We start from the raw sequence: 12,587 nt of genomic DNA, 5'->3' as shown, positions 1-12,587 counted from the left end.
TTTCGAGACAAAAGAAGAAAGGCGGTAATATTCATTTCCGAATATCTCCGCCTTTCTTCTTTGTAAATTATATACCTAAATATATTGGCTATCGTTTTGAATTAAATTTTCTTTACTTCATCAACTGTCAAGCCGGAAGATTTAACGATCACCTCTACAGGGATTCCTGCCTTTTTCAAATTACGGGCAATCTGGATCCGGGCCTCTCTTTCTCCTTCTGCACGACCTTCCGCAATACCCTCAGCACGTCCTTCCGCACGACCTTCGGCACGTTCTGTGAAAATGTTATCTCTCAAAATCACAATATTATCCAAATGCCGGTAATACGCATTCAATTCTTCCTTCGTCATCCGGTCAAGTTTCAGCCTTTGGCGGGCTTCATTCAGTCCAGGAGCTGTAGCAGTATCCGGAATATCTCCTGTATTCAAATAATAAATCCATTCTTCAAGAGGACTTTTGGCTACCTGGTTAAAATCATTCACCTTCAATATATAGTACTCCGGATATAACTGGCTTACGCTATCCACTTTGAAGGTCTGTTTTTGAAAAGGAGTCAGTTCCAGAATATCCCCTTGATGGATGCCACGAAACTCCGTTTTACCATGATAAACAAGATCCTTGCCGCAGCCTAAAGAGAAATATACGATATTGACACTGTATACTTTACGGACTTGGTCATACCCTTCTCCACGATTGATATATTCGGTTACTAACTTAGAAGCTCCGAAAAGCATACGTTGAAAATAGGCGTATTCATTATTATTCTGAACTTCAATCAAAATCAGTTCACCTTTAGAATTCTCAGCAAGCATATCCACACGGTTATACTTATCGAACTCATCTTCCTGATTACTTTCACTTTCCAATAACTTCTGAATCAAGATTGTTTCACCCAGAAGAGTAGTCAAAAGGCCTTCGAATACGGCGAAATTGGCTTTATTACGCAAAAGGCGTTTCATCGCCCAATCGAAACGAATATAATTACTTGGCATAGGTTCGTCTCCTTTCTCTGTTTCTATTTTCATAATAACAAAGGTACACGAAATATGTTAGATTCCAAAGCAATATGTTTATATTCACAAGCGTTTCTTTTCTATCATCCTAATCTTTTCACAAACTCTTCCGCCCGTGCCAACGTCTCCGGCTTGCCGATATCAATCAGTTCCAACTTTTCCGTAAGATAACCGCAATAATCCGTTTGCCCGCAGGTAGCCAGATAAAAGTCCATAATAGAGAACTTGCCTTCCCAGCACGGCACTTCCATCAACTGGAAGACAGCAGGCGAAAAAACATGGATACCGCTAAAGGCATACTCTCTATACAGCGATTCATCATATAGGAAACCTTCGGGCCTCACCTGTCCCGTATCTTTGTTGATCCATCCTCGCAATCTTTGTTCCACATCAAAAAGCAGATAACGGGAAGTTTTACGCCGACTGGCGAGTAAGGTAGCTACACTTCCGTTCCGCAAATGAAAGTCATACAGTTCTTTCAGATTCATATCCGAAAGAATATCCACATTATGCACAAGGAAGGGTTCATCGGAATTTTCAAAGAATCGACGGGCTTTTCTGATTCCTCCCCCCGTATCGAGCAGCAGGTCCCGTTCGTCGGAAATATGCAACGTCAGTCCGAAATCATTGTTAGCTTTCAGAAAATCAATAATCTGCTCACCGAAATGATGGATATTAATCACTATTTCGGTAAAACCGGAAGCTTTCAGTTTCAAAATCACATGCTCCAGCATCGGACGTCCGGCCACGGGAACAAGGGCTTTGGGCATCGTATCGGTCAGTGGTTTCAGCCGGCTGCCCAACCCGGCTGCAAATATCATTGCTTTCATTACACAGTTGCCTCAAAAGTACGTTCTATATTCTGTTCGCGGTGCACCAGCTCCACTTTCACGCCAAATTTGCGGTTCAGGTGCTCTGCCAGATGCTGCGCCGAATAAACCGAACGATGTTGCCCTCCGGTACAGCCGAAGCAAACGGACAAATTACTGAAGCCACGTTCCATATATCGCTTCACCGAAGCATCTACCAACGCATAGACAGAGTCGAGGAAACGGAGAATTTCACCATCTTCTTCGAGAAAACTGATCACCGGTTCGTCCAGTCCCGTGAAAGGTTTGTAGCGTTCGTACTTACCGGGATTGTTCACGGCACGGCAGTCAAAGACATAACCGCCGCCATTACCGGTAGGATCATCGGGAATCCCTTTCTTATAAGCAAAACTCATCACTTTGACGGTAAGCTGCCGTTTCTTGAGATCGTCGGTGAATTGCTTGAGTTCGGTAAGTTCGCGTAGCACATTGCAAAGATACGGGTATTCAGGGTACGCTTCTTTGAGCAAGTCACGCAGGTTCTGGATAGCAAAAGGAACACTCTGGATAAAATGAGGTTTCTTCTCAAAATACCCCCTGAAACCGTAAGCTCCGAGCACTTGCAACGTGCGGAAAAGAACAAAATGACGAAGCTGACTATAGAAATAGGGCTCGTCGATAGGCTGATATTTGCGCAGGGCATCGATATACTCCTTCAGCAATTCCTGACGGAGACTATCGGGATACTTCGCCTTTGCCTGCCACAGGAAAGAAGCGACATCATAATAGAACGGCCCTTTTCGTCCCCCCTGAAAGTCGATAAACCACGGCTCACCGTCTTTGATCATCACATTGCGGCTCTGAAAATCGCGGTACATAAAAGTAGCGGAAGAACTGCGCAGCAGCACATCACTCATCTTCTGAAAGTCGTCCTCCAGTTTATCTTCCTGAAATTCCATGCCGGTAGCCTTAAGGAAACAATATTTGAAGTAATTCAAATCCCAAAGGATAGAACGCTGATTGAACTCCGGCTGCGGATAGCAACGGGAAAAGTCGAAGCCGTCGGCTCCGGCAAACTGTATGGCAGGAAGCAAACGGACCGTCTTACGGAGCAACTCTTTTTCCTCTTCGGAAAATACGCTGGTAGCACGTCCTTTCTCGATTGCATGAAACAAAAGGGTATCTCCCAAATCCTCCTGAAGATAGTAACTCTTATTTTCGGAAACGATATGAACTTCGGGTACAGGCAGGCCGGACTTGCGGAAATGGGCTGCCATATAAAGGAAAGCATCATTCTCCTCGACAGACGTGCCACATACGCCGATCAGGGTTTTCGCACCTGTCAGCCGGAAGTAGCGGCGGTTGGAACCGGAAGATGGTAATTCTGTTATATTCTCTGCGGGAACTCCCGTATATTCCTGATATAGTTTCTGTAGTTCTTCGGTAATCATAGTCGTACATTTTCGAGCAAAGATAAAGATTATAGATAAATTAATATCATCTTTGCTCAAAACTCTATATCATTTTATTCAATATTCATCCGAATGTATTATCTTTGCTTCTGTTTACTCGACCTAATTCAATGAAAGCAAGACTCTATATCGTCCTATGCATCGCATTTATCACACAAATGGCCGGTGTCCTTCCTTTACAGGCGGGGCATTACTATTACAAGCAGATTTCTCTGAAAGAAGGACTACCTTCCACCGTCCGGTGCATCCTTACGGATGAACAGGGATTCGTGTGGATAGGCACCCGCTCCGGTCTGGGACGGTTTGACGGCCACGAACTGAAGAAATACATCCATCATGCAGACGATCCGCATTCGTTGCCTCACGACCTCGTCCTTCAGATTGCAGAAGACGAACAATACAATATCTGGATCTTGACTGATAAAGGGGTGGCACGCTACCAACGGCAAAGTGACGACTTCTACCTGCCAACCGACGAAAAAGGAAAGAACATCACCGCATATTCCACCTGCCCTACCCCAGAGGGGTTATTATTCGGAGCCAAAAACAAAATTTACTTTTACAGCTACCGGGACGGTTCTTTCCGCCTGCTGCAGGAATTCGACCAGACACCGGATTTCAGAAACTTCAATATCACGATACTCAGCCTTTGGGATGAAGAAACTGTACTCTGTTGCAGCCGCTGGCAAGGGCTACTCCTGCTCAACCTGAAAACCGGAGCATACAGCCGCCCGCCTTTCGACTGCGGAAAGGAGATTATGAGCATGATCATCGACTCGAAGAACCGGATATGGATTGCCCCCTACAATAACGGGCTCTACTGTTTCGACCGGAACGGAAAACAACTGGCATCATACACCACCCGCAACTCCTCGCTGAGCAACAATGTCATACTCAGTCTTGCCGAACGGGAGAACAAACTATGGATCGGAACGGACGGAGGCGGTATCAACATCCTCGAACCGGAAACCGGACAGCTTTCCCTGCTGGAACACATCCCCGGCAGAGACAACTATTCGCTCCCCGCCAACTCCATCCTCAGCCTCTACAACGACCGTAACAACAATATATGGGCAGGAAGTATCCGGAACGGACTGATCAGCATCCGCGAAGTGTCAATGGTGACCTACACGGACGTAGTGCCCGGCAACGACCGTGGACTGAGCAACAACACCATCCTCAGCCTCTATCAGCAGTCCGACGATAAAATATGGATCGGAACAGACGGAGGCGGAGTCAACCTTTTCAATCCTCTCACGGAGAAGTTCACCCATTATCTCTCTACGTGGGAAGACAAAGTGGCATCTATCTGTCAGTTCACTCCCGACAAACTACTGATCTCGCTCTTCTCACAGGGAGTATTCGTCTTCAATCCGTCTACCGGAGAGAAACAACCGTTCACAATCATTGACGACGAAACGACCACCCGCCTCTGCAATCGGGGAAAAGCGGTCAACCTGTATCAAAACACCCCCGACAACGTGCTGCTGCTCGGCGACCACGTCTATCAATACGACCTGAACAAACGCACTTTCCGGATTGCCACCGAACAGGAGGGACAGGACATCATCGGCGCTCTTCTGCCCATCACCAATCACGAAGACTATACCTATCTCAACGATACGAAACGTATCTACCAACTGGACAAACGGAACAACCGCCTGACGTCTCTGTTCCGTTGCTTCAACGATACGGTCATCAATTCCGTGGCGCGTGACGAATACGGAGACTTCTGGATAGGGAGCAACTATGGACTGATCCACTATAATCCCGCTACCAAAGTACGTACTCCCTTTACCACCACGCTATTCACGGAAGTAACGCTCATCGTGTGCGACCAACAGGGAAAAGTATGGTTCGGAACGAATGACATGCTTTTCGCATGGCTCATCAAAGAAAAGAAATTCGTACTGTTCGGCGAACCGGATGGTGCCATTCAAAACGAATATCTTTCCAAACCCCGTCTGCTGAGCAGTCACGGAGATGTCTACATGGGCGGCGTCAAAGGACTGCTGCATATCAACAGCAATCTGCCGCCGGCTACTTCCGAGCTGCCCAAACTGCAATTATCGGATGTCATCGTCAACGGAGAATCCGTCAACAATGAACTGTGCGGTGACCCGACCGGAATTTCCGTTCCCTGGAACAGTAATATAAGTATCCGTATCATGTCCAAAGAAGAGGATATCTTCCGGCAGAAAGTGTATCGGTATCAGATAGAAGGGCTGAACGACCAGCAGATCGAATCGTACAACCCGGAACTGGTCATCCGCTCGCTTCCGCCCGGCGATTATCAGATTATGGCTTCCTGCACAGCAAAGGACGGCAGCTGGATTCCCAGTCAGCAGATACTGGAACTGACCGTACTCCCTCCCTGGTACCGCACATGGTGGTTCACGCTGGGCTGTGCCTTGTTAGTAACCGGAATGATTGTCGAAACTTTCCGGAGAACACTGAAACGAAAAGAAGATAAGTTGAAATGGGCCATGAAGGAGCACGAGCAACAGGTGTACGAAGAAAAAGTACGTTTCCTGATCAATATCAGCCACGAACTGCGTACTCCACTGACACTGATCCACGCTCCGCTCAGCCGCATATTGAAGTCCTTATCCCCGGCAGATACCCAATACCTGCCGCTGAAAGCGATTTACCGGCAGTCTCAGCGAATGAAGAATCTGATCAACATGGTGCTCGATGTGCGCAAGATGGAAGTGGGAGAAAGCAAACTGCTCATACAGCCTCACCCGCTCAACGAATGGATCGAACATGTATCGCAAGATTTCGTCAGCGAAGGGGAAGCAAAGAATATACAGATTCATTACCGGCTCGATCCACGCATCAAAATAGTGAGTTTCGATAAGGACAAATGTGAAATCATTCTGAGTAATCTGCTGATCAATGCACTGAAACACAGCCCGCAAGACACGGAAATCACCATCACTTCAGAACTGCTGCCCGAAGAAAAAGAGTACGCATCTCCATTACCGACCAAGGTTGCGGATTGCAGCAGGTAGATACACAGAAGCTCTTCACCCGTTTTTATCAGGGCATGGGCGAACAGAGCGGAACGGGCATCGGCTTGTCTTACTCCAAGATTCTGGTGGAACTGCACGGCGGCTCCATCGGCGCACGGGACAATTCGGAATCGGGAGCCACCTTCTTCTTCGAACTACCGCTGAAACTGGAATCGGAAGAGATCATCTGCCAGCCCAAAGCATATCTGAATGAATTGATGAGCGACGACAGCGGCAAGCAGTCACAAGAGGAAGACAGCTTCGCCACCGCCCCCTACAGCATTCTGATGGTAGACGACAATCCCGACCTGACAGACTTCTTAAAGAAAGCACTGGGAGAATACTTCAAACGTATATTGACTGCCTCTGATGGTGTAGAGGCACTTCAGCTTATCAAAAGCCATACTCCCGACATCATCGTAAGTGACGTCATGATGCCCCGCATGAACGGATATGAGCTTTGCAAAAACATAAAGGAAGACATTGCGATCAGTCACATCCCCGTTATCCTGCTGACGGCAAGAGACGACAAACAAAGTCAGATGAGCGGCTACAAAAACGGTGCGGACGCCTATCTGACCAAACCGTTCGAAGTGGAAATGCTGATGGAACTGATCCGTAACCGACTAAAAAACCGTGAACATACCAAGAAGAGATATCTGAACGCAGGACTGATCCCCGCTCCGGAAGAAAGCACCTTCAGCCAGGCAGATGAAACGTTCTTGCTCAAACTGAACAAGATCATTCAAGAGAATTTGGACAGTAGCCGATTGGATATTCCTTTTATCTGCAAAGAAATCGGCATGAGCCGGGCCTCTCTTTACAACAAACTGAAGGCACTGACGGACATGGGAGCCAATGACTATATCAATAAGTTCCGGATGGAGCAGGCAATTCTACTGATCACCGGCACGGAAATGTCATTTACGGAAATTGCGGAGAAAGTGGGATTCACTACTTCCCGTTATTTCAGCACGACTTTCAAGCAGTACACGGGCGAAACACCGACTCAATATAAAGAGAAACATAAGAGAGAGACATCAAAAACAATTAATCAATAAAACCCCTAATATATAAATTTCTTAACACATTATTTTTATGAACTACAAATTATTTTCTTTAGTAAGCGGTACGCTTATTCTTTCCAGTCTGTCTGCCAGCGGACAGAAAAACAACACAAAGCCGAATATCCTCTTCATCCTCTGCGATGACATGGGATATGGCGATCTGGGATGCTACGGTCAGCCATTCATCCGCACCCCCCATCTGGATGCGATGGCAAGCGAGGGTATGCGCTTCACACAGGCATACGCAGGAAGTCCCGTCAGTGCTCCTTCCCGAGCTTCATTTATGACAGGGCAGCATACAGGACATTGCGAAGTACGGGGCAACAAGGAATATTGGACGAACGCCCCCACAGTAATGTATGGCAACAACAAGGAGTATGCAGTAGTCGGTCAGCATCCTTACGACCCCGATCACGTTATCCTGCCCGAGATAATGAAAGAGAACGGATATACCACCGGTATGTTCGGCAAATGGGCGGGAGGTTATGAAGGTTCCTGCTCCACTCCGGACAAACGCGGGATAGACGAATATTTCGGCTACATCTGTCAGTTCCAGGCCCACCTTTACTATCCTAATTTCCTCAATCGCTACAGCAAGGCATTAGGCGACACAGGCGTAGTACGTGTCATCATGGACGAGAACATCAAGTATCCGATGTATGGTGCCGATTATCAAAAACGCCCGCAATATTCGGCGGATATGATTCACCAGAAAGCAATGGAATGGCTGGATGAGCAGGACGGCAAACAACCGTTCTTCGGAGTGCTGACTTATACCCTGCCCCATGCGGAACTGGTTCAGCCGGAAGACTCTATCTTAAATGAATATAAAGAGAAATTCAATCCTGACAAGAGCTACAAAGGCAGCGAAGGATCGCGATACAACGCGATCACGCATGTACACGCACAATTTGCAGGAATGATTACGCGACTGGACTACTACGTCGGAGAAGTACTGAAAAAGCTGAAAGAGAAAGGACTGGACGAGAATACACTGGTCATTTTCTCCAGCGACAACGGCCCTCACGAAGAAGGCGGAGCTGATCCTACATTCTTCGGCAGAGACGGTAAACTGCGTGGCTTGAAACGCCAATGCTATGAAGGAGGTATCCGTATCCCATTTATCGCCCGCTGGCCGGGACGTGTACCTGCAGGTACAGTGAACGACCACATCTGCGCTTTCTACGACCTGATGCCTACTTTCTGCGAGATCATCGGCGAAAAGAATTACGTAAAGAAATATGCGAACAAAGACAAAGAAGTAGATTACTTCGACGGCATTTCCTTCGCCCCGACATTACTGGGAAAGAAAAAGCAGAAGGAACATGACTTCCTTTACTGGGAATTTAATGAAACAAATCAGATTGGCGTACGCATGGGAGACTGGAAGATGGTAGTAAAGAAAGGGATACCTTTCCTTTATAATCTGGCAACGGACATTCATGAAGACAACAATGTGGCCGACCAGCATCCGGAGATTGTAGAAAAGATGAAGGCAGTAATCTTTGCACAGCACACGCCTAACCCAAACTTCTCCGTTACACTACCGGAGAAGAAATAAGGTAATAAAAGTTTATCATTTAGGCACAGATTTCGCGGATTACACGGTTTTCAGAGTTGAGTAATTAAAAACCGTGTAGTTCCGCGAAATCCGTGCCTGACTGTTATCAATAGCCGAATAATCCGCTATTGATCCGAGAATTTCCGTGCGGATTCTTTTTCTTCCTCCTGTCTCTTCCTATACCGGATATACCGCAGTGACCACTCATGCATTTTCTTCAGAAACTCCTCTTCTGTGAGCGTATCATAGTAATAATTAAATATACGCTCGTAATAGTTCAAACACTTATCATCCCTTTTTTTAGCATTTCGTAAGTTCCCTTACTCATGCCTATAGCTTGACACATGGCTGAAATACCCACTTTCTCGCATTTAAGTACCTCTTCGATAAAAAGGCCGAATGCAAAATGATGATACTCTTTTTTCATTTTTTCTTGTTTTAAACGTTAATAATAATTTAGTTGTTATAAAAATATTCACATTAGTTCGGATATGTCCGAACTGCCGTTATATCATTTTTGTCCTAATTTTGCGCTGCGTTTCAAAAACAGAACCGCATTATTAAAAGAATTAACGATAAATGTTATGACAAACAATTTCAGAATGTCTTATTTCATGCCCCCGATTGCTCCCATCAGGAACGAACAAGGACAAACCGTTACACCCGCCACACTCACTCCCTTCTGCGAAGTTTCGGTCGAACAGGTATATCAGATGATCACCTGCAACGAAAACCTCAAAGCACTGACCGAACAAGTGCGAAGTGCCGGAGACCTGCGAATGGCAAAAACCTCTTTACTCCCCTACGTAACCCCATGCGGCATATTCATCCGCCGGAGTAGTAAATTCTTCGCATCGCCTTCCGGGCTCGTAGTGGTAGATATAGATAACCTCGACTCCTATCATAAAGCCGTGGAAATGCGTCGTACACTGTTCGACGACCCTTTCCTCTGTCCCATACTTACATTCATCAGTCCCAGCGGCCGGGGCGTGAAAGCATTCGTACCTTATAGCAAACTTTACGCAGACGATCAGACACGGAACGTAAAAGAAAGTATAAACTGGGCAATGCAATACATAGAAATAACCTACGGAGCAGAAATGAACGACTCCACAGAAACTCCGCCAAAAGCCGTAGACACCTCCGGCAAAGACATCGTAAGAGCCTGTTTCCTCAGCCACGACCCACAAGCACTATTCAGAGAATATTAAATTATAATCACGAATGATCAACTTCAATTGTCAATTATCATTTGTCAATTGTCAATTCCCAAAAAATGACCAATATTGAATCTTTACGCCTCATCACTGAGGCAGTCGAAACGGCAGGTGCCGACATTGCACCCTCTTACACCGAGTACGTACAATTAGCATTCGCCATCGCAACAGACTGTGGCGAAGCAGGACGCGAGTTTTTTCACCGCCTGTGCCGGATATCCGCCAAATATCAGCGTGAGCATGCCGAACGAATGTTCTCCAACGCCCTTATAAAGCAGCATGGAGAAATACATCTGGGAACGGCTTTTCATCTCGCAGAATCGACAGGAGTGAAAATCTGCCGGGAGGAAGTTATGAACAGCCGGAAAAATGCAGAAAATGCACTAAATGCACCCTACAATTTTCCCACACACAGGCGCGCGTATAATAAGGTGGAAGAGGAAGAAAACGACAACGACGAAAACACCAATGCTCCAGAAGAACTCTCGACAGACAGTGATCCTCTACAACCCCTGCCTACTTTCCCCGAAGCAGACTGGCCTAAAATCCTAATGCTCATTATGAGCTATGCCACTTCTCCCACACAACGGGACATACTCTTGCTCGGAGCACTGACCGCACTAGGAGCTACGATGGAACGCTATGTGAGATGTTCCTATTCCGGAAAATACCAGTCTCCTTGTCTGCAAACCTTCTTTGTAGCCCCTCCTGCTTCGGGAAAAAGCGGACTTTCACTTATCCGCTTGCTCGTGGAACCTATTCATGACAAAATTCGCCAACAAGTGGACGAAGAAATGAAAGCCTACCGGAAAGAAAAGAAAAACTATGAGTTGCTGGGCAAAGAGCGTGTCAATACAGAAGCACCTCAGATGCCTCCCAACAAAATGTTTCTTATCTCGGGCAACAACAGCGGCACCGGCATTCTGCAAAATATCATGGACGCCAACGGAACAGGACTCATCTGCGAAACCGAAGCGGACACCATCGCCTCCGCCATCAGTTCCGAATACGGCCATTGGAGCGACACGCTCCGCAAAGCCTTCGACCATGACAGACTGTCCTACAACCGACGTACCGATCAGGAATACCGGGAAGTGAAGAGAATCTTTCTTGCCGTCCTGCTTTCGGGGACACCCGCACAGGTGAGAGCCCTCATCCCGTCGGCGGAGAACGGACTTTTCTCCCGCCAACTGTTCTACTACATGCATGGCATCTATACATGGGCTGACCAATTTGCGTGCGGAGAGATAGATCTGGACGAAATCTTCAGGTCCATAGGCAGGGATTGGCAACTAAAGCTGGATATACTGAAAGAACACGGTATCCATACGCTTCGCCTCACCGACGAGCAGAAAAAGGAATTCAACGCTCTCTTCTCCGATTTGTTTTTCCGTTCGGACATTGCCAACGGCAACGAGATGAGAAGTTTCATAGCCCGTCTGGCTGTCAATATCTGCCGCATCATGTCAACGATAGCCATGTTACGGGTGTTGGAAATCCCCCAACCCTATCAGCTTAAGAGTTCTGACAGATACGCTCCTGTTCCGGACAAGGAAATTCCCACAGATAACGTCAAGGACGGCATTATTACCCGTTGGGATATAACTATCACTCCTGAAGACTTTAAAGCTGTTCTTGGGCTTGTAAAGCCTCTCTATCGGCATGCCACGCATATATTATCTTTCCTGCCATCTTCGGAAATCCCCCACAGGGCTAACGCCGACCGTGACGCCTTCTTCGATGCGCTGGGTGACGAGTTCACCCGTACACAGTTGACGGAACAGGCTACAGCTATGGGAATCAAACCAAACACCGCACTCTCCTGGCTGAGACGTCTCGTAAAAAAGGGCCTCTTTGTCATGAAAGAAAAAGGGACTTACGTACGCGCACGTGTGTGCGTGTGTTAGGGATGCTCCGTAAAAGTGCATTTTTGCATCGGTTGATAACTTTGCGTCATAGGGAAATAACGTTTTGTAGAAGCTAAAGCACCGCTTTAGATACCGTAAAGCTAAGCTTTAGAAGTCGTAAAGCATAGCTTTAGCTAGGGTTCTCCCAGCGCATCCACGATCGCCCTCACCTCCAACGGAGTGTAAGAACGGTGCTGCGGCTGATAGCCCAGATCGAGCAGGCGTTCCTGAAGACCGGGACAGCGGACAATCCATTTATTCATTTTGCGGTAAGCGGCAATGCCGGTAAGTTCGGGAGAATAAAGCTGTGCCAGTTCCATACGACCATAAGCACGTATTTTGAATTCTATCATGACAAATAAGTTTCTGTTTTACTGTCACAAAAGTAACAAAATATATTCACATTACCTACATTTTATCAGGGAATAACAGACTATAACCGACAACAATTGCACATTACCGACTGTCACTGTACACAACCGATTCTTCCGAGTTACAGCATACTATCTTTGTGTCATCGAAAGGGA

8 protein-coding genes and 1 pseudogene are annotated in these 12,587 nt (G+C 46.8%); 4 read left to right on the top strand and 5 right to left on the bottom strand.

The window, feature by feature from the left end; translation table 11 throughout:
- Window positions 1-101: 101 nt before the first annotated feature.
- The 3 genes from HMPREF9007_RS10085 to HMPREF9007_RS10095 all read right to left on the bottom strand — a co-directional run bounded on the left by HMPREF9007_RS10085 (window position 102) and on the right by HMPREF9007_RS10095 (window position 3,273).
- The gene (locus HMPREF9007_RS10085; RefSeq protein WP_032850511.1) at window positions 102-1,025 is read right to left on the bottom strand and encodes a PD-(D/E)XK nuclease family transposase; all 924 of its coding nucleotides are present in this window, start codon (window positions 1,023-1,025) and stop codon (window positions 102-104) included.
- Window positions 1,026-1,096: 71 nt separating this feature from the next.
- Window positions 1,097-1,843 carry a nucleotidyltransferase family protein gene (locus HMPREF9007_RS10090; RefSeq protein WP_008762097.1) on the bottom strand — a complete coding sequence of 249 codons (747 nt, stop codon included), beginning with the start codon at window positions 1,841-1,843 and terminating at the stop codon, window positions 1,097-1,099.
- Window positions 1,843-3,273 carry an RNase adapter RapZ gene (locus HMPREF9007_RS10095; protein ID WP_008762096.1) on the bottom strand — a complete coding sequence of 477 codons (1,431 nt, stop codon included), beginning with the start codon at window positions 3,271-3,273 and terminating at the stop codon, window positions 1,843-1,845. The genes HMPREF9007_RS10090 and HMPREF9007_RS10095 overlap by 1 nt, the downstream gene beginning before the upstream one ends.
- Before the next feature lie 131 nt (window positions 3,274-3,404).
- On the opposite strand from HMPREF9007_RS10095, the pseudogene HMPREF9007_RS10100 reads away from it, so the two are divergent.
- A pseudogene (locus tag HMPREF9007_RS10100) lies at window positions 3,405-7,369 on the top strand (two-component regulator propeller domain-containing protein).
- 37 nt (window positions 7,370-7,406) lie between these two features.
- The gene (locus HMPREF9007_RS10105) at window positions 7,407-8,936 is read left to right on the top strand and encodes an arylsulfatase (protein ID WP_008762095.1); all 1,530 of its coding nucleotides are present in this window, start codon (window positions 7,407-7,409) and stop codon (window positions 8,934-8,936) included.
- A gap of 277 nt (window positions 8,937-9,213) precedes the next feature.
- Here HMPREF9007_RS10105 and HMPREF9007_RS27230 read toward each other — a convergent pair whose 3' ends face one another.
- On the bottom strand, window positions 9,214-9,363 hold the full coding sequence (locus HMPREF9007_RS27230) for a hypothetical protein (RefSeq protein WP_008762094.1): 150 nt from the start codon (window positions 9,361-9,363) through the stop codon (window positions 9,214-9,216).
- 157 nt (window positions 9,364-9,520) lie between these two features.
- On the opposite strand from HMPREF9007_RS27230, the gene HMPREF9007_RS10110 reads away from it, so the two are divergent.
- Together HMPREF9007_RS10110 and HMPREF9007_RS10115 are read left to right on the top strand one after the other, a co-directional pair.
- The gene (locus tag HMPREF9007_RS10110; protein WP_008762093.1) at window positions 9,521-10,147 is read left to right on the top strand and encodes a BT4734/BF3469 family protein; all 627 of its coding nucleotides are present in this window, start codon (window positions 9,521-9,523) and stop codon (window positions 10,145-10,147) included.
- 65 nt (window positions 10,148-10,212) lie between these two features.
- A complete protein-coding gene (locus tag HMPREF9007_RS10115) occupies window positions 10,213-12,060 on the top strand; it encodes a DUF3987 domain-containing protein (RefSeq protein ID WP_008762092.1) in 1,848 nt (615 codons plus the stop codon).
- Window positions 12,061-12,194: 134 nt separating this feature from the next.
- On the opposite strand, the gene HMPREF9007_RS10120 is transcribed toward HMPREF9007_RS10115, so the two are convergent.
- Window positions 12,195-12,413, bottom strand: a complete 219-nt coding sequence (locus tag HMPREF9007_RS10120; RefSeq protein ID WP_008762091.1) for a DUF4248 domain-containing protein — start codon at window positions 12,411-12,413, stop codon at window positions 12,195-12,197.
- Window positions 12,414-12,587 lie beyond the last annotated feature (174 nt).

Source organism: Bacteroides sp. 1_1_14, assembly GCF_000162515.1.
GTDB lineage: Bacteria > Bacteroidota > Bacteroidia > Bacteroidales > Bacteroidaceae > Bacteroides > Bacteroides thetaiotaomicron.
Note: the sequence above shows the minus strand (reverse complement) of the source record. Positions and strands in the feature narration are given on the sequence as shown.

Bases quoted from the DNA above. Each gene is read 5' to 3' on its own strand.
- HMPREF9007_RS10090 (WP_008762097.1), bottom strand. From the start codon at position 1,843: ATGAAAGCAATGATATTTGCAGCCGGGTTGGGCAGCCGGCTGAAACCA.
- HMPREF9007_RS10115 (WP_008762092.1), top strand. From the start codon at position 10,213: ATGACCAATATTGAATCTTTACGCCTCATCACTGAGGCAGTCGAAACG.
- HMPREF9007_RS10085 (WP_032850511.1), bottom strand. From the start codon at position 1,025: ATGAAAATAGAAACAGAGAAAGGAGACGAACCTATGCCAAGTAATTAT.
- HMPREF9007_RS10095 (WP_008762096.1), bottom strand. From the start codon at position 3,273: ATGATTACCGAAGAACTACAGAAACTATATCAGGAATATACGGGAGTT.
- HMPREF9007_RS10110 (WP_008762093.1), top strand. From the start codon at position 9,521: ATGACAAACAATTTCAGAATGTCTTATTTCATGCCCCCGATTGCTCCC.
- HMPREF9007_RS10120 (WP_008762091.1), bottom strand. From the start codon at position 12,413: ATGATAGAATTCAAAATACGTGCTTATGGTCGTATGGAACTGGCACAG.
- HMPREF9007_RS10105 (WP_008762095.1), top strand. From the start codon at position 7,407: ATGAACTACAAATTATTTTCTTTAGTAAGCGGTACGCTTATTCTTTCC.
- HMPREF9007_RS27230 (WP_008762094.1), bottom strand. From the start codon at position 9,363: ATGAAAAAAGAGTATCATCATTTTGCATTCGGCCTTTTTATCGAAGAG.